Here is a 23,992-nt window from a genome sequence, read left to right on the forward strand (position 1 = left end):
CGGGAATCGAACCCGCGCAGCCAGAGTGGAAGGCCGCGCCGGGCCCGGGTCAGGGACCGCCACCTCGACCGGAGCCCGGCAGGTCGACCCACTCGTGGCCGGTGTCGACGGCGCTGATCGCGCGCCGGTCGCACGGCGGCGGTGCGTGATCCCTGACGACTGCACGCGCCGCGAGACGCTCCGGGCTCATTGGCTGCGGGCCAGAAAGCCCAGAACGATCCATCGCGTCTGCGTGACGGCGTCGTCGATCGGGCCGGTTCCCTGCGTGGCGTGGCTGATGATGAGGCGGGCGAGGGCATCGACGAACCGTCGCGTGTCGCCGTCGGCCGGCTTGCCCATGGTCCCGGCGATGCGGGGCGTGAGCGCGTCCGTCGCGCGTTCCAGGACGACGTCGGGGGTCGCGGTCAGCAGCGGCAGAAGGCTCTCACTACGACCGTCGTCAGCGCTCAGGATGGCCTTGAGCAGCACGTTCTGCGCGCCGTGGTCGAGCACCGCGGCGACGGCAGCGGTGGCGCCGGCCTCGAGGTCGTCCGGGTGGGCGTCGAGCTGTCCGACGATGACGGCGATGAACCCGTCGGTCTCGCGCGCGACGAGGGCGTTGCCGAGCTCGCGCTTGGTGCCGATCTCGTTGTAGAGGTGCTGGCGACTGATGCCGGCCCTGGCGGCGACGGCGCCCATGGTCACCGCTGACCACCCGTCGGAGGTGGTGATGTCGCGAGCGGCATCGAGCAGACGGGTGCGGAGCTCCTCGCGCATGTCCTGACGGAAGGACCCGGCGCTGCTCATGAGGCGAGTTTACAAGACCGACCGTCATGACGGTCTGTTGACAAACGATCCGCTTTTGTCAAACGATGTGGTCATGAGCACCACGACCGACCCGGCCGACGAGCGGCGCGTCCTGAGCGAGGACGAGGCCCGGGCGATCCGCCGCGGCGTCCCCCACCCCAGGGTGCCGATGCCGACGGTCGCCTTGCCGACGCTCGCGCTGTTGCTCGGATCGGCCGCGGCCTGGGCCGCTGCGACCTGGTGGGTGCTGGCGGGTGGGAGCCCGTGGCGCTACCTCGTCACGGTGCCGGTTCACGCGCTGATCACCTTCACGATGTTCACGGTGCTCCACGAGACCGTGCACCTGGCCGGTGGACGTCTGCGGTGGGTCAACGAGGTCATGGGCCGGATCGCGATGCCGTTCGTGGTGGCCTGGGCGGCGTTCCCCGTGCTGCGCTACATCCACATCGAGCACCACCGCAACACCAACGAGGACACCTCACGCGACCCCGACGCGTGGTCGGACGCCGGGCCGCGGTGGCAGTGGCCGCTGCGCTGGACGACCCTCGACCTCTGGTACTTCCGCTTCTACCTGCCCCGCCTCCCGGCCCGCCCCCGCGCCGAGGTCGCCGAGCAGTTCGGCATCGCGCTCGTCGTGATCGGCGCCTTCGTCACGCTGGCGCTGACCGGGCACGGCTGGGAGCTGCTCATGATCTACCTCATCCCGCAGCGCCTCGGCATCGGACTGCTCGTGTGGTGGTTCGACTGGCTTCCCCACCACGACCTCGACGCCACCGCGGGCTCCGACCGCTTCCACGCCACACGCGTGCGGGTCGGCTGGGAGCGGATCATGAACCCGCTGATGCTCTACCAGAACTACCACCTGGTGCACCACATCCACCCGACCATCCCGTTCTACCGGTACGTGCAGGTCTGGCGACGGGCCGAGTCGGACTGGCTCGACCGCGACGTCCCGATCTCCACCGCCTGGGGCACGGAACTCAGCAGCGACGAGTACCGGGCATGGCGACGGATCACCGCGCACTTCGACCGTGACGCCGACCTCCCCCGTCGCGCCCATCGCCTGCGGGTCAGCGCCGTCCGCCGGCTCACCCCCGACGCGCTGTCGATCACCCTCGACGTCCCCTCCGACCTGCGCGAGGCGTTCACCTTCAGCGCCGGGCAGCACATCGGCGTGGGCGCCGAGATCGACGGCGAGACGGTGCGGCGCACCTACTCGATCTGTACCGCCGCCGGCTCGGGCGTCCTGCGGATCGCCATCCGCCGCACCGAAGGCGGGCGGTTCTCGGGATGGGTCCACGAGCGCCTGAGGGTCGGTGACGAGCTCGAGGTCAGTCCACCGAGCGGCCGGTTCACCCTCACGCCGGATCGCGGTCGGTCCCGTCAGCTCGCCGCGGTCGCCGCGGGAAGCGGTATCACCCCGGTCATCTCGATCCTGGCCAGTGCGTTGGACGCCGAGCCCCGGAGCCGGGCCACCCTCTTCTACGCCAACCGCGACGCCGAGCACACCATGTTCGCCGACGAGCTGGCCATGCTCGCCCGACGCTTCGAGGGCCGCCTCACGGTCGTGCACCACCGCTCCCGCGGCGACGACGGCCCCCGCGACGTCCTCCCGGGACGGCTCGACGGCGAACGCTTCACCGCGCACCTCGACCAGCGCTCCCTCGACGACGCCGACTGGTACCTGTGTGGCCCGTCAGCGATGCTCGACGACCTGGTCTCGGTCCTCGACGCCCGCGGGGTCCCCGTCGGCCGGGTTCACCGTGAACTGTTCGTGGCTCCCGAACACGACGCTCCTACGACCGATGACGCCGTTCCCGCCACGTTGACCGTCACCCTCGACGGCGAGCAGACCGAGATCGACACGAGCGGGACCGCGTCGGTGCTGGAGAGCGCACTCGACGCCGGAGTGCCGGCGCCCTACCTGTGCTCGGGCGGCATCTGTGGCACCTGCCGGGCCACCGTCACCCACGGCACCGTGCACATGCAGCAGAACTACGCCCTGTCCCCCGCCGAGGTCGACGCCGGCCAGGTCCTCACCTGCCAGGCACGCCCCACCAGCTCGTCCGTGGGTGTCGACTACGACGCTTGACGCCGCCGCGGGGGGTGAACCGCCCCGATGTGTCCGGACAGTGATGTGCCCCGGGTCGCCCGGAGTCGGATCGCCGGATGATCACGGTCCTCCGATCATCCGAGCGGATCACCAGCCGCCGTGCCGAAGAGGTATCCGCCCGGGGACGGCTCGATGCGAGCGGCGATGACCCACCAGCACACCGGCGACGAGCGGGGACCGCGCGATCGCCGACCGTCCCGGGGAGCACGTCCCGGGGGGGGAGCAGTCCGCCGACGACACCGGTGGGGCCGAGGGCCGGAGGGGCGACGACGAGGGCGGTGTCGGCGATGCGGTCCCCGACCTCATCGCACGGCGGCAGCCTGCACGGGGCGTTCGACGATCGAGCGTCGGGCCGGAAGGACCGTCTGAGCTGCACGAACGGTGTGGAGCGGGCGACGGGAATCGAACCCGCGTAGCCAGTTTGGAAGGAAGTTCGCGGGCTTCTTCCAGTGCCTCCACCTGCGACGATGACCGCATTAGCGGGTGCACGGGTGTCTCTGACAACACCGTTCGCCAAGAGCTCGTGTCACGCCGCGTGTCACAGCAGATCTCTATCGAGCGCGGATCACGGGCGTAAGCGACCGGTGGAACTCTGCGACCATCGGTCCCTAGGGTGCCGTCATGCCTGACGTTCCGCACCTGCCGCCAGAGCTGCGTGCTCTGGGCCGACGCGCACCCCGAGCACCCGCTGACGGTCAGCGTGAACGTCGACAGAAGCTCAGCGGTACCCACATGAAGTACTTCGTCACCAAACAGCTCGCTTGCCCGACGCCTACCACCTTCGACCGGCCCACCGACTGGCTGCCAGAGCAGACGCTCGAACGCTGCGTGCTTCCCTACGTCCGCGAGCTCGCCTACACCTCGTGGCGCCTGCGCCCCTACGCCCTCGACATGGGTGACGAGGGTCCGCCCTTCCGCTGGAACCTCGAACGGCGCGCGCTGCTCCGGGCCGACCTCGACGCGGCGTTCCTCCACGTCTACGGACTCGATCGCACCGAGGCCGAGCACGTGCTCGACTCGTTCTTCGTCGTTCGCAAGTACGAGGTGCGCGACCACGGCGAGTTTCGCACCAAGCGCCTCGTTCTCGACGCCTACGACCGTATGGCCGCCGCGACCGCTCGTGGCGGACACGGATGGCTGCCTCTCGCCGACGTTCCGGCAGGGGCGGGACCGCGGCACCCGGCCCGTCCCGCACAGGAAGGAATCCTGTAGTGCACTCGTCGGAGCTCGAGTTCCGCCGCCGCTGGTACGAAGCCCACGCTCGGCAGTTCGCCGCTGACCCCGCAGTCGAACGCGAGTCCACCACCCGTCAGGCGGGCTTCGCCCGGAGCGCTGAGGAGGCCCTGGGTCATCTCGCCACCCTGCGCCGCACCGGCGACGTCGAAAGCTTCCGGGCGATGATGCAGGCGTGGGCGGTCAAGCCGGACACCGTCGCGTTCAACGGCTTCGCCGGCCAGATGTTGCTCAACCAGCTTGTCAAGCGCAGCGAGGACCCGTACCGCACCGGCTCCCTTCTCGCCGAGGCGCTCACTGCGCCCGACGACATCGACGGGGCCACCGCGAAGATCCGCAGCGTGGTCGACGCCATCGAGGCCGTCCGCAGCGGTGGGCAGCCCGCCCCGCGCAGCGCGGCGTTCCTGCTGTCCTACTTCTGGGCCCTCGCCGACCGGCGGTGGCCGATCCACTGGACCAGCGCCGCATCGTTCGTCGAGTTCATCACCGGTGTTCCTCTACCGAAACCTGTCGACGAGCGCTATCGCGAGTTCACCGCTCGAGCGCAGGAACTCGACACCGACGTCGACCGGGTCGAACGGGTCGCCCGGTGGTGGGAGAACAGCCGGCCCACCGTCGTCGATCCCGTGCTGGTCGACCGGTGCGCGTTCGGTGCGGACGCCGATGCGGTGGACCATGACGACCTCGTTCGCAACGCCGCCGCGCTCGTCGCGTTCGCCCGCTACACCCGCGACCTGGGAGCCGATGTCGAGAAGGAAGCCGGACGTCCGCTGCAGAGCGCCGCACCGGCCCGGGACTGGAAGGACGGCCGTCCTCGCGCCGACACCTGGGTCGACTGGACCGACGGCCGAACCGCCCCTGGCATCCGCATCTGGATCAACGCCCAAGGCATGGGCATCGGCGTCAAGCCCGGGCTTCCCCGGTCCGGCTGGTACGACGAGGCCGCCGCCGTCATCAGTGACCAACCTGTTCCAAGCTTCGGGGTTTTCGGGGCACGCGGGAGCCGGCACGGCGAGGACGCCGGATTCGTCGGTTCTGCCGGCGAGTTCCTCTACGGTCGCTGGTTCGACCGCGACCAGCTCACCGGGCTCGACCTTCGCGCCGAACTGCTCAGCACGGTCGAGCGCGCCCGGCCGGTACTGGATGCACTGATCACCCTCGCGGGTGGAGAACCGGGAACTGCGCGGCCAACCACGGCCCCCGACCCCCTCGTCGCACTCGCCGAAGAGTTCCGCAGATGGGGGTACCCGCGCCCCGCAGACGACACCGACCGCGCCGCCCGGGCCCGGTTCGCCGACCTGCTCGCCGACGGCGCGTTACCGGATCAGGATCCGGCGGAGCTGCGCAAGATCTGGAACACCCAGGCCTACGGTGGCCCCGGGCCGATGGCCCCGCTCAACGCCGCCCTCGGCGATCCGGCGACCTACGACCGGTTCCTCGACACCGTTCGTCATCTCTGTCACGGAGACGGCGAGGACGCCGACCGGATCGACGCGGTCCTCACCGACCCACAGTGGAAGATCCACGGGCTCGGCGAGAGCGTATGCATGAAACTCTTGGCGATCACTCGCCCCGAACGGTTCTTGCCGGTCTTCCCCTATAAGGGCGAGCACGGCAAACACCGCCTCCTACAGCTCCTCGGGATGCCGGAACCCGCCGCGACGAGTCGCGGACACGTCCAGGTCGATGCCAACGACCGGCTACGCCGCCGGGTCGAGCACCTGTTCCCCGGTGACCCGTGGGGCATGAGCCGATTCCTGCTCTGGTATGTCAGCCACGAACCCGAGCGGACCGACGACGATCCGATCGCCGACCTCGCCGAAGACCTGCTAATCGACCGAGCCTTCCTCGACGAAATCATCGAGCTGCTCCGCGACAAGGGGCAGGTCGTTCTCTACGGGCCACCCGGCACCGGGAAGACGTACATCGCCAAGAAACTCGCTGAGGTACTCGCCCCCGATCGCCGACGACGCAGCATTGTGCAGTTCCATCCGTCAACCTCTTATGAGGACTTCGTGGAGGGGTATCGCCCGCAGACCGTCGACGGTGCTGTTGCCTACTCACTCACCGACGGCCCGCTGCGGACTCTCGCCGGAAGAGCGAAGGAAGCACCTGGTACCCGTCACGTCATGCTCATCGACGAGATCAATCGTGGGAACCTGCCGAAGATCCTCGGCGAGCTGCTGTTCCTGCTCGAGTACCGCGGTGAGCAGGTCGGCACCCTCTACCGACCCGACGAGGCGTTCGAGCTGCCTCCCGACCTGTGGTTCATCGGCACCATGAACACCGCGGACCGCTCGGTCGCTCTGATCGACGCTGCCCTGCGCCGCCGCTTCCACTTCGTTCCCATCTACCCAGACAGCGGCCCGCTGGAAGGTTTGCTGCAGCGTTGGCTGAAGAAGCACGACGAACCCGCCTGGGTCGCCGGGCTCGTCGGCATGGTCAATGGCGAGCTCATCGACGCACTCGGTGGCCCGCATCTACAGATCGGGCCCAGCCACTTCATGCGCCGCGGTCTCGATGAGACTGTTGTGGCGCGGATCTGGCGCTACAACGTGGAACCGTTCGTGGAAGACCAGTTCTTCGGCGACCAGGCCCGAATCGATCGGTTCCGCTGGGCCGAGGCGTGGCGGCGGTACCAGGACTGGTCCGGCTCCCAGGGGTCGTCGAACGCGGACGCTGAGGAGTGAACTCGTCGACGCTCGTGCTGCACGAGCATTCGTCGGCGATCCATACCCTGCCCGACCAGAGCGCGAGGGCACTGACCACGGTCGCCCCGCACGCACTGTCGGTGGCGCCGACCGCGCGGGCCGGGGAATGGAAGATCTCAGCGACCAAGTTCGTCGGGTCGGTCTCGGTCACAGGTCTCCGCGTGCTCATACGTCCCAAGGTCCGTCCGGAGAACGTGTTCCTGTTCCTCTCGGCCGGCCTTCCTCACTCCGCATGGCGGGACGAGGCATTCGACTACGCCGCTGACGGAGATCTGCTTCCCGCTGTGCTCAGCTTCTTCGCGCGGACGGTCGAGACCACGCTCGCCCGAGGGGTGCTGAGGTCCTACCGAGAACGACACGAAGCCCTTGCCACCGTCAGAGGTCGCATCGACTTCCCGGCCCAGCTCCGGCGGGCGGCACTCGATCTCCCGGTCGCGTGCCGATACGACGATTACACCACCGACAACGACGAAAACCGCTACCTCCGCGCCGCCGTCCGTTCGGCCTTACGCTCACCCCAACTGCCGCCGCCGGACCGGCATCGCCTGATCCGCGCCTTGGCCGGGCTGGACGAGGTGGCCGACACCGCGCCCACGGCGGATGATATCGAGCGCATCATCATGACCCGACTCAACGAGCATTACCGGCCCGCGCTGCGACTTGCCGAGATCGTCCTGCGGAACCTGTCTCTGGTCGATATCGAGGGACGTCGATCCGCCTCTGCCTTCCTCGTGGACATGCCTGATCTGTTCGAGCGGTGGGTCAGCGGAGGACTCGCGGCGCGGCTGCGGGGACGGCTCCACGTCGACACCCAGACCCATCGCAGGCTCGATGTCGGTGGCCGTATCCCGTTGCGCCCCGACCTGGAGTTCCGGCGTCGTAGCGAAGTCGTCGGTGTCGCTGACGTCAAGTACAAAATCAGCGACGACGCCAGGGCCCGTGGCGACGACTATCGCCAGGTGCTCGCCTATACCGTCGCGCTCGGTCTCGACGACGGTGTGCTCATCTACTGCCGAGCCGGGGACGGACGCTCGGAGAGCGCCGCCACTGTCGTTCGCAGCGGGACCCGACTGCACGTCCTCACGATCGATGCCGGCGGCACCATCGACGCCGTGCTGACCGATCTTGACGTTCTGGCGGATTCCATCGCCGCACGCTGTAGTTCCGCAGCACTACCGATCGGGGGCTCCCCATGACAACCGGATCCACCCAGCAGGTGGCGGCTCACGCCCGTCGCCTCGTCATCGAACAGATCGAGCGCCGCGGCGGCACGGCTCGCGAAGTTCCGGTCGGACGCCGTACCGAGGTGCATATGGACGGCCCGGACGGCCTCCGCCGGCTCCGGGTGGTGAGTCGGCGTCGCGGGGACTGGCAGTCCAGTATCCGCAACGGAGACACCGAGACTGAGCCCGATCGCTTCTGGGTGTTCGTCGACCTGTCCACCGAGCGTCCCGAGTTCCACATCGGGGCCGAGGAGGAGGTAGTGCACGGCATCCGCACCCGGCATGAGGCGTACCTCCGTCGCAACGGCGGCCATCGTGCATTCAACGACGCCTCGCTGCACTGCAGCATCCGGACCCGCGACATCGATGGATACGCCCGACGCTGGGACCTGCTCGGATTCGATTAGAAGAGCGTTGTTCGGACAGCACAACACCATCGGACGCGATCAGTTACCGACAGAAGTGTCAGAGGGCGCGAGCACACTCCACTCAGGCGGACACTGACCGAGCCGATGTGGGTCGACGAGCTGGAGCAGCTCGCGGTCGACACGACCACGGCCATGCTGGCAGCGGGAGGCTGGGTCCCTCCCCCGACCGCGCACTTCCTCTGCGCGGAGCTACCGCGGCTGCCCTACGTCGGCTACCTGCGCACCCGGCCGTTCTACCGCGGCGAGGACGCCCACCGTGCGATCGCCGGTCTGGGCTGGATGGCGTCGATGGCGCAGACGTCGCGCCTGGTGCTGGTCTGGGAACAGGCCGACCTCTCGGTCGCGCTGGAACGGCCGTCTCCGCTGCCGTCCGGGCTGGTCGTCGTCGACGTCCCGCGCGACGGTGAGCACGAGGTCCGCTGGCACCCGATGCAGGTCGTCGAGACCGGCACGACGCTGGCCGGTCTCCCGACTGCGGTGCCGGAGTGGGGCCTCCGGCAGCGGATCCCGGGTGGTCGGCTGCCGGAATCGATCGTCGATCTGGTCGCGCTGTGGCGTGAGGAGCGCACCTGGTCCGACGTCCGTGAGTTGGCCGACCTCTACCTGACGATGGTCGAGGACGGCTACGAGCCGGGCTGGCGGGGGCGCCCGGAGCATGATCACGAGCTGCCGCTGTGGCGGCGGGTCGTGGCCGAGCTGCCGGGCACGGTGTTCGAGATTCAGGAGTCCGCGTAGGCGTCGTCCCAGCCGTCGTCGGTCTCGTCGGCGAACGGGTCCTCGTGGGCGTGGTCGACGTCGCGGTCCGCGGCGGTGTCCTGGCTCGCCTCGTACACCTCCTGGGCGTGGATCTCGTCGAGCGCACGGCGGGCGCGGCTGACCGCGTCCTCGGACTCGGCGGAGGTGGGCACGCGGACGTCGTCCTCGTGCCGCTCCCGGGGTTCGGCCGCGGCGAGGTCGCGGACGTCGTCCACCGCCGTCTCCAGGACCGGCCCGATGCGGTCAGCCAGATCGAGGTCGTCGTGGTGGACCTCGTCGAGGTCGTGCTCAGGATCCGGCCGGTACTCGTCCTCGTCGCGCATGGCCTCGTCGTGCGCGGCCAACCACTCGTCAGCCGAGACCCGGTCATCGGGGTCGTCCCGGTCGGCAGTGCGATGGGCCAGGGCGATGAGCGCCCGGTCGTGCTTCTCCCGGTCGACGGCGGTCCGCAGGAGCCAGCGTCCGCGGGCGGCCTCGACCTGTCCCAGCTCACCGACGCGCTGGTCCAGTTCGGCGGCCAGCGCGGCGGCGGCGCTCTCGGTCCGGCGCAGGACGGCGGTGTGCCGATGGTGCTCGGCGGCCTGGCGGGTCCCGGCGAGTTCGTTGGCGACGTAGCGGGGCGCGCCTGCTGCCGCTCCTAGGCCCGCACTCGCATCCGCAACGCCCCGTCGGACAGCTCGAACTCCTCCCGATCCGCCCGCGGCCGCCCCAACGCCTCCCACCCCGCGCAGTACGCGGCGTGATGCTCGACCATCCCCGGCTTCGGCGCGGCGCCGAGGACGTCGAGGGCGTCGGTGGGGCCGGCTTCGGCGTCGTCGGTGTCCTCGCGGCCGGTCAGCGCCCGGCAGGCCGCGACCGCGCCGGCCTTGCGTTCCCACTCGGCGCGGGCCTCGATGTCGTCCCGGTCGGGGACCTGGCCGAGGAGGTCGACGGCCCAGCGCGGCGGCTCGGCGGCGGCTTGGGCGCCCAGGTCGGCGGTGCGCTGGTCCAGGTGCTCGGCGAGCCTCGAGGTAGCGGGTCATCTGCGGGTCGTCGAGCTGCGGAACGCGGTCGGTCCACGTGCCGACCTGCGGCTCGAATCGCTGCCGGTCGCGCATCCGGGCGTGGATCACGTTGGTCAGATTCCGCGCCCCGGCGAGCGGCTGCCCGGTGATCGTGTCGTGCAGGACGGTGTAGGGGTCGGGGCCGGACACCTCCGCGCGGCGGAGTGGGTGGGTGAGCGAGGTCGAGGCGTCCTCGGCGGCGAGCTGGTCGCGCTGCTCGAGGGTCAGGACACCGGTGTCGGTGAGCCGGTCCAGCCACGCGGTGGTGCGGCGGACCGACGCCTGGTGCGCGGCGTCGGCGAACAGCTCGGCCGCCGTCGCCACCGATCCGGCCCAGTCCGCGGACTCCTCAGCGAACGCGAGCGCAGACCGGTCCGGCTCGGCCAGCTCCGGCGCCGTTGTCAGGACGGCCTTCGGGGAACGGTGCAGCTGGTGGCGATCGCTGCCGTCCGCGGCGTCGGGCAGCTCGGTCACGGTCGCGACGTAGGCGGTGTTGGCGTCGACGCCGCGGGTCAGGCCGACCAGCGCGGCGGCGTGGTCAGTACGGTCAGTGATCACCGAATGGCTCGTCTGGACGGTGGCGCCCTGCCCGCAGTACCGGGTCAGGAGGACGTCGATGCTGCCCTTCTGGCGACCCGCGGGCCTGGGCTGGAGACGAGCCATGACACGAACGCTACGGGCGCTCGAGTCATGCTCCGTGTCACGAGTCTGTCTGTCGATCTTGCCGCAGACTGCGTTCGTGCTGGTCAGAACCTGGAGCGGGCGACGGGAATCGAACCCGCGTAGCCAGTTTGGAAGACTGGGGCTCTACCATTGAGCTACGCCCGCATGCCCGCACCACAGGTCCGGACATCCGAAAGGGTAGCCCATCTCGAACTCGTGAACGTCGCCACCCCTGGGTACGTATACCAGGACGACGAGGACGTTCAGGAGGATCCGGACACCGATGAGGGCGCCCCACCGCAGACTGCGGTCCGTCGACGCCGCGGCGGCCGAGCCCGGCCTGGACTCCGAGTCCGGGTTGCGGGCCGCGTACAACGCCCACGGCGCCGAGCTCTACCGCTACGCCCTGCGCCAGCTCGGCGACGAGGGCGCGGCCCAGGAGGCGGTGCAGGAGGTGTTCCTGCGGGCATGGCGGCGCGCCGACAGCTACGACGCGAGCGTCGCGAGCCTGCGGGTGTGGCTGTTCGCGATCGCCCGCAACGTGGTGATCGACGAGATCCGCAGGGTCGCGGCCCGGCCGTGGCGGCGCCGGCTCACCGACGAGCCCGAGGCAGGGACCGACGCGATCGGCCCGGCCGACGACGCCCTCGTCGACGCCTGGCTGGTCGAGGAGGCGCTGCGACGGCTGCGGCCCGAGCACCGCCAGGCGATCGTCGAGGCGTACCTGCGGGGGCGTCCGCACGCGGAGATCGCGGCGGAGGCGGGCGTGCCGATCGGTACCGTCCGCAGCCGTGTCTTCTACGGGTTGAAGGCACTGCGACTGGCGATGGACGAGATGGGAGTGGAACCGTGACGGGCGACGAGCACCGCGCTCTGCGCGAGTCGCTGGGCGACCTCGCGATGGGCCGGCTGCACGGGGACGAGCGCGCGACCGTCGAGGCGCACCTGCAGGGCTGCCCCGACTGCCGCGACGAGCTGGCGGCCATCGCGAGCGTGCTGCCCGCGCTGCGCTCCGTCGATCACGACCGCCTCGACCACTCCCCCGCGCCCCCGCCCGACCTCGGCGACCGCATCGTGGCCGCGGCGCGCGCCGAGCGGCCGGAGCGACGGCGCCGGCCGCGCCTGCTGCCCGTGGCGGCCGCCGCCGCGGCGGCGCTGCTGGTCGGCGGCGTCGGCGGCTACCTCGTCGGTGCTCACGACCCCGTCCCGCGCGAGCCGGTCGCGGTCCAGGCGCTGGACCCCGCCGTCGAGGCCAGCGCGGTCGCGATCCCGCACACGTGGGGCGTGGAGATCGTGCTCGACGGCGACGGGTTCCGGTCCGGCGCGACGTACCGGGTCGTCGTCGAGGCCCGCGACGGGCGCGTCGTCAACGCCGGCGAGTTCATCGGGACCGGTGCGAGGCCGATGATCTGCAACCTCAACTCGTCGGTGCTGCGCGGCGACGCGGAGTCGTTCTCCGTCGTCGACGCCGGTGGCGGGACCGTCCTGCGCGGCGATCTCGCCGCTACCTGAGCCGGCGGGCGGCGCCGGCGACGAGCCCCAGCAGGAACAGGGTGCTGACCAGCGCCGTCCCGCCGGCCGAGACCAGCGGCAGCTGCTGGCCGGTGACGGGAAGCAGCCCGACGACGTAGCCGACGTTCATGGCCGCCTGCACGACGACCCAGGTGACGGTGGCGGCCGTGGTCAGCTGCAGGAACCGGTCGCGGGTGCGTGCCGCGACGCGCAGCCCGGTCCAGGCGAGCAGTAGGTACAGCCCGAGCACGGCCAGGCCGCCGAGCAGCCCGAGCTCCTCGCCGATCACGGCGAACACGAAGTCGTTCGCGGCGTTGGGCAGGTAGTCCCACTTCGCACGGCCCTGGCCGAGGCCGGTGCCGAACACGCCGCCGTCGGCGAGGGACAGCAGTGCCTGGCGCGACTGGTAGCCGGCACCGAGCTCGTCGCCGGCGCCGAGGAAGGTGCTGATCCGGTCACGCCGGTAGTCCGCGGTCAGGCCGAGGACCGCGACCCCGGCGAGCGCGCCGCCGGCGAGCCCGCCGAGCAGCAGCAGCGGGGCCCCGGCGAAGAACAGCAGTGACAGCACGACGACGCCGAGCGCGACCGTCGTGCTCAGCGCGGGCTGCAGCATGAGCAGCGCCGCGGCCAGCAACGCGACCGGGACGAGGGGCAGCACGGCGTAGCGGCCGTGGCGCACGGCCCGCCCGCGCAGCGCCAGGACGTGCGCGCCCCACAGCAGCAGCACGACCTTGACCGCCTCGCCCGGCTGCACCGTGAACCCGCCGACGGAGATCCAGCGCCGCGCACCGCCGCGCACCTCGCCGATGCCGGGGACCAGTACGACGACCAGCGCACCCAGGCACGCCAGCAGCAGCACCGGCGTCCACCGGCGCAGCCGGGCGGGCGGCACCCACATGCCGAGGGCGAACGCGCCGAGGCCGAGCACCAGGAAGACGAGGTGCCGCACGAAGACGGTCAGCACCATCCCGTCGGCGACGGTCCGGCCGCCCGCGGACGCCGACAGCACCATGACGACGCCGATCGCCAGCAGCGCTCCGGTCGTCCCGAGCAGCAGGTGCAGCGGTGGCACGCGGCGCAGCCGGGCCGCCACGCCCGCCCCGGGGCGACCGGCACGGCCGGTGACCCCGCGGGCGTCGCGCTGTCTCGGCACCGTCACCCGATCAGTGTCGGGGCGAACCGGGCGGATGTGTCGCAACCGGACGTCCCGGCGCGTCGGGCAACGGTGCGACCGTCAGACCGCGCGGGCGTGGACGACGAGGTTGTCGACGTAGCTGCGGGCGCCACGGTCGAACTCCCCGGCGCAGGTGACCAGCCGCAGCAGGTCCGGCGACGCGGCGCCGAACACCGCGAACGTCGGGAACCGGTCCTTGGGCACCTGCTCGACGCGCTCGACCGCGTAGCGCAGCACGGTGCCGTCGCTGCGTCCGACCTCGACGACGTCGCCCGGGCCGAGGGCGCGCACGTCGAAGAACACGGCCGGTCCGTCGCGGGAGTCGACGTGTCCCATCAGGACGGTCGGCCCCGGGTTGCCGCCGCGGTCGAACCAGCCGACGCGGTCGAAGTCCTGCGGGACCTCGGCGGTGCCGTCGCCGGCGACGCCCAGGCGCACGAGCTCGGCCTCGTCCACGCCCGCGGCGGGGATCCGCACCGAGGTCGGGACGACGTCCTCCCCCGGTCCGGCGGTCACCGGCACCTGCGTGACCGGACCGGCGGGCCGCTCCGGCGCCGCCGGCGTCGCGCAGCCGGCGAGCAGGAGCAGCAGCGCGACGACGCCCGGGAGCAGCAGGGCTCCCGGGCGCCGCCCGCGCGTGGTCTCAGCTCTGCGCACGACCCCGGCGGACCATCACGACGCCCGCTCCGGCTGCGGCGGCGACCCCGGCCGCACCGATCGCGTAGAGGGCGGTGGAGTCCGAGGACCCACCGGCGCCGGTCTCGACGCCGCCCATCGGGACCTCCTGCAGCTGGCCGCGCACGGCCCCTGCGGCGTAGTCGGCGGTGTGGGTGTCACCGGTGAAGCCGGCCGGGTTCGCCTCGACCTGCTTGAGCGAGAAGCCGGTGCCGGTGTCCTGGCCGTTGTCACCCTCGAGCCCGGTGGTGAAGGGGCCCTGCAGGCAGCCCGACGACGTGCGGGTGTCGCCCTCGCCCTCGGGGTTCGGGAAGGAGATCCGCGGCGGGCCGGGCTGACCGGCGGCCGCCTCGTGCATGTGCGTCGCGGTCGCGGCCGGGCTCTGGTACTCACCGGTCACGCCGCGCAGCGTGATGTCGTAGCAGATGATCTCCTCGTCGGAGTTGATCCGGAAGTTGAACTCACCGCTCGCACCCGGCTGGCCGGGAACCGACGCACCGTCGTTGTTGATGACGGTGTCGGGGGTGGCCATCACCGTGTACATGCTGGTGAACGAGTCGGGCTCGGGCACGTCCGCCTGCTGGGCGAACGCGACGCCCGCGGTCGCGGCGAAGCCGAGAGCAGTCGCGGCGGTGACGGCGGCGAGACGGGGGAGGGTGCGACGCATCGCGGGTCCTTTCCGGGAGGTTCGTCCTTCTTGACCATCTCTACGGCGGCCGGGGTGATCGCGTTCACGACTCACCCGGACGGGTCGTCGCACGGCGCCGGCTCACCTCACGCGGGGGGCGCGGGGCAGCGGGCTAGACTCCCGACGACGGGGTGTGGCGCAGCTTGGTAGCGCACTCGCTTTGGGAGCGAGGGGCCGTGGGTTCAAATCCCGCCACCCCGACCAGCGACGGACGAGCGCTCCGACCTGCTCAGAGCAGCTCGACGTACCCGTCGGTCCCGTGCACCCGGATGCGCTGCCCGTCCCGGATCTCCCGCGTCGCCCCGGCCACCCCGACGACGGCCGGCAGCCCGTACTCCCGGGCGACGACCGCGCCGTGGGTCATGGTCCCGCCGACCTCGGTGACCAGCCCCGCGATCGTCACGAACGCCGGTGACCAGCTCGGATCGGTCGCGACCGTGACCAGCACGTCGCCGGGCACGAGGTCGGCCCGGGCCATGTCCGGCACGACCCGGGCACGCCCCTCGACGGTTCCGCGGGACACCGCGATCCCGGCCAGCGCGCCGTCGGGGAGGTCGTCGCGGTGGAACGAGCCCGACAGCGTCTCGCCGTCGGAGGTCAGCACCCGGGGCGGGGTCAGGCGGCGGTGCGCGGCGTGGGTCGCCCGGCGCTCGCGGATCAGGTCGTGGTCCGCGCGGCCGCTGCGCGCGACCTCGCGCAGCTCGTCGTAGTGCAGGAAGAACGCGTCCGTGCGGCACCGCAGCACGCCGGCGGCGACCAGCCGGTCGGCCTCGGCGAGCAGGGCGCGCTTGTGGATCAGGTAGCGGCGCACCATGCCGAACTTGGGGTACTCGCGGAAGCCGATGAAGGTCCGCAGCCGGTCGATCATGGCGGCGGTCTCGTCGGCCCGTGCGTCCCCGCCGGGCAGCGCGCGCAGCCGGGCGAGCACGTCGCGGGCCGTGTCCTGCGCCCGCCGCTCCCCCTCGGCCGCCCGGCGGCGGCCCTCGCCGGGGGTGGCGGCGTCGACGTGGGACAGCAGCAGCGGGACGAGGGTGGCGGGTCGCTCGCTCCACCGCGTGCGGGCGATGTCGATCTCGCCGACGCAGCGGGCGCCGTAGGTGTCGAGGAAGCCGGTCAGGGCGTCGTGGGCGGCGCGTCCGCCGGGCAGGGCGGGCAGGCCGTCGAGGTCGTCGTCCTCGTGCAGGGCGCGCAGGTGGGCGACGACGGCGGGGTGCGGCCGGACCACGTCGGCGACGTCGAGCAGGGCGAGCCCCATCTCGGAGGTGACGTTGCCGGGCGCGGACAGGGTGAGGGTGTCCGCGGCGCCGCTCTCGCCGAGCCAGGTGTGCAGGTGCTCGTCCAGCCAGAACGAGGCGTCCATGGCGGTGGTGAACACGGCGTGGGCGCGCCGGTCGAACAGCAGCCGTCGCAGCTCCTGCATGTCCTCGTCGAGGAACGCGAACAGGTCCTCGCCGTGCCGGCCGGCGACGTCGCGCTCGGCGGCGGCGAGGGACGCGCGGCTCTCGGCGACCAGCTCGCCCACCAGGCCGGGGTCTGCGTCCAGCCAGGACGACGGCGCCGGTGCGGCCGGGCCGGCGACCGGCGGCGCGTCGCCGAACGCGCCGCGGCCCAGCACCGTCTCGACGGCGTCGCGCACGAGCGGGTCGGACCGGCCCATCATCTCCAGCAGGCCCGCGCGGGCGGTGGGGTCCGCGAGCGCACCGCTGATGTCGACGAACAGCCTGCTGCCGGCCTCGGCCATCGGCCGCGGGGTCGTCCGCTGCCAGTACGAGCGCCCCAGCGGGGTCATGGCGTCGGTCATCATCTGCTGGTGCCCGACCGAGAGGTACACGCGCAGCGCGTCGTCCCCGGCCTGCGGGACGGGGAACAGCGTGGTGATCGGGCGGGCCTGCACGATCGCGAACCCGTCCGCGGTGCGGCACCACTCGACGTCCTGCGGCACGCCCAGCCGGGCCTCGATGCGCCGGCCCAGCGCGACGAGGGCGAGGACCTCGTCGTCGTCCAGCACGGCGGCTGGCGCGGTCGCCACGGAACGCTCGAGCACCGCGCCGTCGCGCACCGTCCAGCGGTCGGGGTCCGCGACGCCGGAGACCAGCGCCTCGCCGAGCCCGGGGACGGCCTCGACGACGGCCGTGCGCCGGTGCGAGGTCACGGGGTCCGCGGTGAACAGGACGCCGGACGCCCGGGGCGCCACCATCCGCTGCACGACGACGGCCATCCGCACGTCCCGCTCGTCGATCCCGTGGCGGCGCCGGTAGGTCACCGCGCGCTCGGTGAACAGCGACGCCCAGCACCGCGCGACGTGCGCGAGCACCGCCGCGGCGCCGACGACGCCGAGATAGGTGTCCTGCTGGCCCGCGAACGACGCGTCCGGGAGGTCCTCGGCGGTCGCGCTGGAGCGCACCGCCCAGGCGGTGCCGTCGCCGGCCGCGGCCAGTGCGCCGGTCAGCTCCGCCGCGGCGGCGTCCGGGACGGGCAGGGCGGCGATCAGCGCACGCACCTCGGCGCTAGCCGTGGCGATCGCGGCGCGGTCCGCGGGATCGGCCGCGCCGAGGCGGGCCAGCAGCCCGTCCAGACCCGGCGCCCCGGCGACGGCGGCGGCGAACGCGTGCGTCGTCACGCAGAACCCGGGCGGGACCGTGACCCCGGGTATGCGGGTGAGCTCCCCCAGGTGGGCGGCCTTGCCGCCCACCTCGCCGACGTGGTCGCGGCCGATCGCCGCCAGGTCCAGCACGAGCGGTGCGCCCCCGGTCATCCATCCCCCGTCCGTCTCGCCGCCGCAGGTCACGGCGGCGGAGACGGAGATCGTCCGGCACGACCGGGGGCTTGCCGCAAGCCCCGCCGGGCGCTATACGTTGAGCACGGGGTCAGTCCACCGGCCGCCACGGCCGCGGCGGCAGCGTCGGGAGCCCGCTGGGCGCGCACTGCCCGCCCCGCTCCCCCGCCAGCCGGAACACGAGCCACCCCGACACGGCCGCGAGCACCGACCCCGTCAGGATCCCGATCTTCGCCTCGGCGATCAGCAGCTCGTCGGTCAGCGCCAGCTCGGTCACGAACAGCGCCACGGTGAACCCGATGCCCGACAGCGCCGACCCGCCCAGCAGCTGGCCCCAGCGCAGCGTGTCCGGGACCCGGCCGAGCCCCGTGCGCAGGGCCACCCACGTCCCGGCGGCGACGCCGATCGGCTTGCCGACCACCAGGCCCAGCACGATCCCCCAGGTCAGCACGGAGGTCGCCGCGGCGGACAGGGTCTGGGCCGACAGCACCACGCCGGCGTTGGCGAGCACGAACAGCGGCACGATGACGTAGCTGCTCCACGGCTGGATCGCCTGCTGCAGCCGCTCGTTCGGCGACACGGCGGCGACGGCGACGGCGCGGGCGGTGCGGGCCCGCTCGGGGGTCGGGTCGAGCAGGAAGTTCTTCCCGATCCGCACGGCCTCGACCATCTCGGTGCGCCGCGGGGCGTAGGCGTTGACCAGCAGCCCGAGCGCGACGCCGACGACGCTGGGGTGGATGCCCGACCGCAGCACGGCGAGCCAGCAGAGCACGCCGACCACGGCGTAGAACGGCGTCCGCCAGAAGCGCACCCAGCGCAGCGCCAGCAGCCCCGCGAGCAGCACGAGCGCGACGACCATCGCCACGACGTCGACCTCGTCGGTGTAGAACAGCGCGATCGCGGCGACGGCGCCGATGTCGTCGACGATGGCCAGCGCCAGCAGGAACACGCGCAGCTGGTCCGGGCAGCGCGGGCCGAGCAGCGCCAGCACCCCGAGCATCACCGCGGTGTCGGTGGAGATCGCGATGCCCCAGGCGTTCGCCGCCTCGCCGCCGGCGTTGAGGGCCAGGAACACGAGCGCGGGGGCGACGAGCCCGCCGACCGCCGCGGCGGCCGGAGCGGCGAGCGCACGGAACCCGCGCAGCTCCCCGAGCGTCGTCTCGCGCGCGATCTCCAGGCCGACCGACAGGAAGAACAGCACCATGAGGCCGTCGTTGACCCAGTGACGCAGGTCCAGGTCGAGCGCGGTGCCGCCGAGGGAGACGGCGAGCCCGGTGTGCCAGAACGACTCGTAGCCACCGCCCAGGTTGGCCCACACCAGGGCGACGACGGCCGCGCCCACCAGCAGGACCGCCGATCCCGACTCGGTGCCGAGGAACCGCCGCGCGGCATCGGAGAGGTCGCCGCGCTCGGCTAGGGTCACCACCGCCATGCGCTGATCCTGCCCGGTCCCCGTGGCCCACGAGAAGGAGGCCGCCATCAGCCTCGATCCGCCGGTCGGACCGTACGACCACGTCCTGGGCCCGCCCGAGGCGGAGCTGACGCTGGTGGAGTACGGCGACTACGAGTGCCCGTACTGCCGCGACGCCGCGCCCGTCCTCGGTGCGGTCCGGGAACGCTTCGGCGACCGGCTGCGGTTCGTGTTCCGGCACTTCCCGCTGCACGAGGTGCACCCGCACGCGATCGCCGCCGCGCTCGCCGCGGAGATGGCGGGCTTCGAGGGGCGGTTCTGGGAGATGCACGAGTCCCTCTTCGCCCCCGGGCCGCCGCGGCTGGGCCAGGACGACCTGCGCGCGCACGCCGCCACCGCCGGGGTGCGCCCGGAGCGGGTCGTGTGGCCGGCGACGCGGCTGGCCGAGGACCGGGTGGAGGCCGGGTTCAACGCGGCCGTCCGCTCGGGCGTGCGCGGCACGCCGACGCTGTTCGTGGGCGGCGAGCGCTACCGCGGCGACGTCTCGGTGGAGGCGCTGAGCGCGGCGCTCGATCCGGCGCTCAGGCCGTGACGGACGGGCCGACCAGCATCACCGGGCACCCGGCGCGCTGGATCAGGCCCAGCCCCGTCGAGCCGAGCAGCAGACCGGAGAAGCCGCCCCGGCCCCGCGTCGCGACGACGACCAGGCGCGCCCGGGCGCTCGCCGCGGCCAGTGCCCGGCCGGGCTCGTCCCGTTCGACCGTCCGCTGCACGGCGACGTCGGGATAGCGCTCCGACCAGCCCGCGAGCCGCTCGGCCAGCGCCCGCTCCTCGGCCGCGCGCAGCCGCTCGAACGCGCCGGCCGCGGCGAGCGCCGGGGAGCGGCCGTCGTGCCAGGCGGACAGGGCGTGCAGGCCGGTGCCGTGCTCGGCGGCCGCGGCGAAGGCGTGCTCGAGCGCGACGTCGGACAGCGGGCCGCCGTCGACGCCGACCAGCACCGGCCCGTCCGACGCGGTCCCGCGCACCACGACGACCGGACACGCGGCGTGCGAGGCGACCGACAGCGTCACCGACCCGAGCGCGGTGCCCAGCGCGCCCCGCCCGGCCGAGCCGAGCACCAGCAGTTCGGCCGTACGCGACCGCTCGACGAGCGCGAGCGACGGCGCCCGCCGGTCCTCGGCGACGTCCACCGCGACCCCGGGGGCGGACTGCGCGGCGACCGTGCGGGCCGCCTCGAGGATCTCGCGGGCCTCGGCCCGGATCGACTCCTCGACGTCGTCGAGCAGGGGTGCGACGGCGGCGTCGGCGTAGAGCCCGGCGACGTCGAAGGCCTGCAGGATCATCAGGTCGGCGCCACGGGCGGCGGCCTCGCGGGCCGCCCACGCGACGGCGTCGCGCGCCGCGTCCGAACCGTCCACGCCGACGACGACGGTGCTCATCGTCCCGCTCCCTCCCCGGCCGGCCCCGTGTCGGCCGTGCACCCTCCACTGTGCTCCCGGCCGGGCCGCGTCGCGGCGTCGTCGGGGTGTGAGATGGGAGACCGCCGGCGGCCGTCGGCCCGCGCGGGCCGGGACGGGCACCCGGGGCCCCGGCGGTGATCGCTACGGTGACGCCGGCGACAGGGAGGTCCCATGCACGCACCGAGCGTTCTCATCGTCGGCGCCGGCTTCGGCGGGATCGCCGCGGCCATCGAGCTGCGCGCCCACGGCATCCGCGACGTCACGATCGTCGACGCCGCCGACGGCATCGGCGGCACCTGGCTGCACAACACCTATCCCGGTGCGGCCTGCGACGTACCGAGCCACCTGTACTCGTTCTCCTTCGCCCAGCGCACCGACTGGTCACGGCTGTGCTCCCCGCAGCCGGAGATCCTGGCCTACCTGCGCGGCGTCGCGGCCGAGTACGGCGTCGACGAGCTCGTCACGACCGGCGTCCGCATCGTCGACGCCCGCCGCGACAGCGCCGACGGGCCGTGGACGGTCACCGCCGAGGACGGCCGCACCTGGACCCCGGACGTGCTGGTCGTGGCCACCGGGCAGCTCAACCGGCCGGTGACCCCGGACATCCCCGGCGCGGACACCTTCGCCGGGCACGCGTTCCACTCCGCGCGCTGGGACCACGACCACGACCTCGACGGCCGTCGTGTCGCCGTGATCGGGACCGGGGCCAGCGCGGTCCAGTTCGTCCCGGCCATCGCGCCGCGCGTCGGGCGCATGACGGTGTTCCAGCGCTCGGGCAACTGGTTCCTGCCGCGGCGCAACCGCGAGTTCCCGGCCTGGTGGCGCACGGCGATCGCGCGCGTGCCCGGCCTGCAGCGGTGGCGGCGGCGCTTCATCACCGAGTACTGCGAGTCGCTGACGCTGATGATCCGCCACCCCGCCACCTGGGGACGGCTCGGACGGCTCTACGCGACGCTGTTCATGCGGGCGCAGCTGCGCGACCCCGAGGTCCGGCGCAAGGTCTGGCCGGACTACACCTTCGGCTGCAAGCGCATCCTGTTCAGCTCGCACTGGCTGCCGGCGCTGCAGCGCCCGAACGTCGAGGTCGAGACGTCGCGGATCGCGGCGATCGAGCCGCAGGGCGTGCGCACGCAGGACGGCACGCTGCACGAGGTCGACACGATCATCTGGGGCACGGGTTTCGCGACGACCGACTTCATGTTCCCGATGGAGATCACCGGGCCGGGCGGGCGCTCGCTGCGCGCGGAGTGGTCCGGCGGCGCGCACGCCTACCTGGGCATGACCGTGCCCGGCTTCCCGTCGCTGTTCGTGCTCTACGGCCCGAACACCAACACCTCCGGCGGCTCGATCATCCGCTACCTCGAACACCAGGTCCGCTACGTCCGCGAGGCGCTGCAGGAGGCGGCCCGGCGCGGCGCGACCGGGGTGGAGGTGCGCCCGGAGGTCGAGAAGGCCTACGACGAGCAGCTGCAGGCCCGCTTCCCCGGCACGGCCTGGACCCGGTGCGACTCCTGGTACAAGGACGAGAGCGGGCGGATCGTCACCAACTGGCCCGGCTACATGCGCGAGTACGACGAGCGCACCCGCCGGGTCGAGCCGTCGGAGTACGTCTTCCACTGAGCCCGCACGCGGAACCGCCCTCCGCAGCCCGTGGCGGCGGGGTGCGGAGGGCGGAGGTCACCGCGGGCGGTGTCAGTCGCAGCTGGTGGGGTTGTCGCGGTTCTGCGCCGCCCCGCCACCGAGGATGCCGAGCACGTTGCCGAGGGCGGCGTTGACGCCCGGGCAGATGTTGGCGTTGTTGAGCACGTTGACGTCGTCGAGGTTCACCAGGCCGAACTGGTCCCCGCGGGTGTTGCCGACGTCCTGGACGAACGAGTCACCGTCGTCGTCGATGTCCGGCGCCGGCGCTGCCGAGGCCAGCGGGCTGAAGGCGAGCATGGTCGCGACGACGGCGGCGCCGGTGACGGCGAGCTTCCTGCGCATGTCTTTCTCCCCGATCGTGTCCGGTGGGACGGACGTGCCTCACGAGTCTCGTGTGCACCACCGGGACGCCTGTGCGTCGCGGCAAGCGGACAGTAGGCAGTCGCTCACCAGCGGGGATACGCGGACGACACCAAAGGGTGACGTCGTGACCGCCGGTACCGAACGGGTGGTGTGAAACGGGTGCGGCCGGTTCCCGCAGGACACCGGACACCGAGCGTGGACGTCCCCGGGGCGACGGTCGCGATGCGTCACCGGTCGACCGGACGGGCACCGGGGGCCGACCACCCGCCGGAGTGAAACCGTGACCGGCGTGTCGCGGGTCGCGGCGTGTCGCGCCGGCACCGGACGGTCCGGGGACCGCGGCCCATCATGCCGTCGCGCCCCCGCCGGGCGGCGACGGGACCCGGCCGTCCGGCCCGTCGACCCCCGCCGCCTCCAGCAGCGCCGGCAGCACCGGGTTGGCCGCATCGCGCTTCCACGCCAGCGCCAGCGGCACGACCGGCGGGTCGCTCAGCGGCACCAGCACCACCCCGGGGGTGCGCAGCTCCGCGGTCGCCTCCAGGGCCAGCCCCACCCCCACCCCGGCGCCCACCAGCGACAGCAGCGTGTGCGTCTCGGGCGCCTCCTGCTCGATCCGGGGCAGGAACCCCGACCGCAGGCAGGCGGCGTCGACCGAGGTCCGCATGACGGCCATCCGCTGGGACGGGTAGGCGACGAACGGGTCGTGCGCGAGCTCGGCGAGGCCGATCTCCGTACGCCCGGCGAGCGGGTGCTCCTCGGGCAGGGCGGCCACCAGCCGGTGCCGCGCGATCTCGCGGACGGCCAGCCCGTCGTCGTCGACGGGGGTGCGGATCAGGGCCGCGTCGACGCGGTCGGCCCGCAGGTCCTCGGCCAGCTCCCCGGAGAACCGCCCGGTGACCAGCACCAGCCGCGCCCGCGGACGGCGGGCCCGGAACCGGCGGGCCGTGCGGTACAGGAACGTGTTCGAGCTCGGCCCGGCGAACCCGAGCCGGACCGAGCCGGTGCTGCCCTCGGCGGCCTCGCGGGCCGCGACGGCGGCGTCGGCCGCCGCGGCGAGTGCGCGCCGGGCCCGCGGCAGGAACGCCTCCCCCGCCGCGGTCAGGGCGACGGCGCGGGTGTGCCGGTCGAACAGCGTCGCGCCGACCTCGCGTTCGAGGCGGCGGATCTGCTGGGACAGCGGGGGCCCGGACACCTGCAACCGGGCGGCGGCCCGGCCGAAGTGCAGCTCCTCCGCGACGACCACGAACGACTCCAGCTGCCGCAGCTCCACCGCCACATCATGTCGCCCGTCCGACAGGAACGGAAGCAGATGCGTCCCGATGACGACACGATGTTG

20 protein-coding genes and 2 tRNA genes are annotated in these 23,992 nt (G+C 72.8%); 11 read left to right on the top strand and 11 right to left on the bottom strand.

The genetic code is table 11. The features are described from left to right. Nucleotides 1-186: 186 nt before the first annotated feature. On the bottom strand, nt 187-786 hold the full coding sequence (locus WJX68_RS04535; RefSeq protein ID WP_340286315.1) for a TetR/AcrR family transcriptional regulator: 600 nt from the start codon (nt 784-786) through the stop codon (nt 187-189). A gap of 73 nt (nt 787-859) precedes the next feature. Here WJX68_RS04535 and WJX68_RS04540 point away from each other — a divergent pair, with 73 nt between their 5' ends. The 6 genes from WJX68_RS04540 (at nt 860) to WJX68_RS04565 (ending at nt 9,229) form a co-directional block, all read left to right on the top strand. Beyond that, a complete protein-coding gene (locus tag WJX68_RS04540) occupies nt 860-2,878 on the top strand; it encodes a fatty acid desaturase (RefSeq protein WP_340286316.1) in 2,019 nt (672 codons plus the stop codon). Nucleotides 2,879-3,631: 753 nt separating this feature from the next. Next, nucleotides 3,632-4,111 (top strand): hypothetical protein, encoded by a 480-nt coding sequence (locus WJX68_RS04545; protein ID WP_340286317.1) that lies wholly within the window; start codon nt 3,632-3,634, stop codon nt 4,109-4,111. Then, on the top strand, nt 4,111-6,822 hold the full coding sequence (locus WJX68_RS04550) for an McrB family protein (protein WP_340286318.1): 2,712 nt from the start codon (nt 4,111-4,113) through the stop codon (nt 6,820-6,822). The genes WJX68_RS04545 and WJX68_RS04550 overlap by 1 nt, the downstream gene beginning before the upstream one ends. Next, nucleotides 6,819-8,039, top strand: a complete 1,221-nt coding sequence (locus WJX68_RS04555; RefSeq protein ID WP_340286319.1) for an McrC family protein — start codon at nt 6,819-6,821, stop codon at nt 8,037-8,039. Before WJX68_RS04550 ends, WJX68_RS04555 begins: the two co-directional genes overlap by 4 nt. Beyond that, nucleotides 8,036-8,473 carry a hypothetical protein gene (locus WJX68_RS04560; RefSeq protein ID WP_337832236.1) on the top strand — a complete coding sequence of 146 codons (438 nt, stop codon included), beginning with the start codon at nt 8,036-8,038 and terminating at the stop codon, nt 8,471-8,473. Before WJX68_RS04555 ends, WJX68_RS04560 begins: the two co-directional genes overlap by 4 nt. Before the next feature lie 105 nt (nt 8,474-8,578). Next, complete coding sequence (locus tag WJX68_RS04565) at nt 8,579-9,229, top strand: hypothetical protein (protein ID WP_340286320.1); 651 nt, start codon at nt 8,579-8,581, stop codon at nt 9,227-9,229. Here the strand turns inward: WJX68_RS04565 and WJX68_RS04570 are convergent. Continuing rightward, nucleotides 9,214-10,956: a hypothetical protein gene (locus WJX68_RS04570; RefSeq protein WP_340286321.1), complete on the bottom strand. Its 1,743-nt coding sequence runs from the start codon at nt 10,954-10,956 to the stop codon at nt 9,214-9,216. The genes WJX68_RS04565 and WJX68_RS04570 overlap by 16 nt on opposite strands. 91 nt (nt 10,957-11,047) lie before the next feature. Continuing rightward, nucleotides 11,048-11,121: transfer RNA gene (locus WJX68_RS04575), tRNA-Gly, on the bottom strand. 118 nt (nt 11,122-11,239) lie between these two features. Between WJX68_RS04575 and WJX68_RS04580 the strand changes: the two genes are divergently transcribed. Together WJX68_RS04580 and WJX68_RS04585 are read left to right on the top strand one after the other, a co-directional pair. After that, on the top strand, nt 11,240-11,809 hold the full coding sequence (locus tag WJX68_RS04580; RefSeq protein WP_340286322.1) for a sigma-70 family RNA polymerase sigma factor: 570 nt from the start codon (nt 11,240-11,242) through the stop codon (nt 11,807-11,809). Beyond that, nucleotides 11,806-12,468 (top strand): zf-HC2 domain-containing protein, encoded by a 663-nt coding sequence (locus WJX68_RS04585; protein WP_340286323.1) that lies wholly within the window; start codon nt 11,806-11,808, stop codon nt 12,466-12,468. Before WJX68_RS04580 ends, WJX68_RS04585 begins: the two co-directional genes overlap by 4 nt. Here the strand turns inward: WJX68_RS04585 and WJX68_RS04590 are convergent. From WJX68_RS04590 to WJX68_RS04600, 3 genes are all read right to left on the bottom strand, one after another. Next, on the bottom strand, nt 12,461-13,627 hold the full coding sequence (locus tag WJX68_RS04590) for an FtsW/RodA/SpoVE family cell cycle protein (RefSeq protein ID WP_340286324.1): 1,167 nt from the start codon (nt 13,625-13,627) through the stop codon (nt 12,461-12,463). The genes WJX68_RS04585 and WJX68_RS04590 overlap by 8 nt on opposite strands. Nucleotides 13,628-13,702: 75 nt before the next feature. Further along, entirely contained in the window at nt 13,703-14,299 is a 597-nt protein-coding gene (locus WJX68_RS04595) for a class F sortase (RefSeq protein WP_340286325.1), read from the bottom strand. Then, nucleotides 14,286-14,984 (bottom strand): CHRD domain-containing protein, encoded by a 699-nt coding sequence (locus tag WJX68_RS04600; RefSeq protein WP_340286326.1) that lies wholly within the window; start codon nt 14,982-14,984, stop codon nt 14,286-14,288. The genes WJX68_RS04595 and WJX68_RS04600 overlap by 14 nt, the downstream gene beginning before the upstream one ends. A gap of 148 nt (nt 14,985-15,132) precedes the next feature. On the opposite strand from WJX68_RS04600, the gene WJX68_RS04605 reads away from it, so the two are divergent. Further along, nucleotides 15,133-15,209 (top strand) — tRNA-Pro (locus WJX68_RS04605). A gap of 25 nt (nt 15,210-15,234) precedes the next feature. On the opposite strand, the gene ppsA is transcribed toward WJX68_RS04605, so the two are convergent. Together ppsA and nhaA are read right to left on the bottom strand one after the other, a co-directional pair. Next, nucleotides 15,235-17,760, bottom strand: coding sequence for a phosphoenolpyruvate synthase (gene ppsA, locus WJX68_RS04610; protein ID WP_340286327.1), 2,526 nt, complete (start codon nt 17,758-17,760; stop codon nt 15,235-15,237). 112 nt (nt 17,761-17,872) lie between these two features. After that, entirely contained in the window at nt 17,873-19,213 is a 1,341-nt protein-coding gene (nhaA, locus tag WJX68_RS04615; protein ID WP_340286328.1) for a Na+/H+ antiporter NhaA, read from the bottom strand. A 22-nt stretch (nt 19,214-19,235) separates the two neighbouring features. Here nhaA and WJX68_RS04620 point away from each other — a divergent pair, with 22 nt between their 5' ends. After that, entirely contained in the window at nt 19,236-19,784 is a 549-nt protein-coding gene (locus tag WJX68_RS04620) for a DsbA family protein (protein ID WP_340286329.1), read from the top strand. Here WJX68_RS04620 and WJX68_RS04625 read toward each other — a convergent pair. Continuing rightward, entirely contained in the window at nt 19,774-20,631 is an 858-nt protein-coding gene (locus WJX68_RS04625; protein WP_340286330.1) for a universal stress protein, read from the bottom strand. The two genes, WJX68_RS04620 and WJX68_RS04625, sit on opposite strands and share 11 nt — an antisense overlap. Before the next feature lie 192 nt (nt 20,632-20,823). Here WJX68_RS04625 and WJX68_RS04630 point away from each other — a divergent pair, with 192 nt between their 5' ends. Continuing rightward, a complete protein-coding gene (locus tag WJX68_RS04630; RefSeq protein WP_340286331.1) occupies nt 20,824-22,272 on the top strand; it encodes a flavin-containing monooxygenase in 1,449 nt (482 codons plus the stop codon). Nucleotides 22,273-22,344: 72 nt separating this feature from the next. On the opposite strand, the gene WJX68_RS04635 is transcribed toward WJX68_RS04630, so the two are convergent. Together WJX68_RS04635 and WJX68_RS04640 are read right to left on the bottom strand one after the other, a co-directional pair. Beyond that, nucleotides 22,345-22,635: a hypothetical protein gene (locus tag WJX68_RS04635; protein ID WP_340286332.1), complete on the bottom strand. Its 291-nt coding sequence runs from the start codon at nt 22,633-22,635 to the stop codon at nt 22,345-22,347. A gap of 367 nt (nt 22,636-23,002) precedes the next feature. Then, nucleotides 23,003-23,926 carry a LysR family transcriptional regulator gene (locus tag WJX68_RS04640; protein ID WP_340286333.1) on the bottom strand — a complete coding sequence of 308 codons (924 nt, stop codon included), beginning with the start codon at nt 23,924-23,926 and terminating at the stop codon, nt 23,003-23,005. Between the last annotated feature and the right edge of the window lie 66 nt (nt 23,927-23,992).

This window comes from Pseudonocardia spirodelae (assembly GCF_037727765.1).
GTDB classification, from domain to species: Bacteria; Actinomycetota; Actinomycetes; order Mycobacteriales; family Pseudonocardiaceae; genus Pseudonocardia; species Pseudonocardia spirodelae.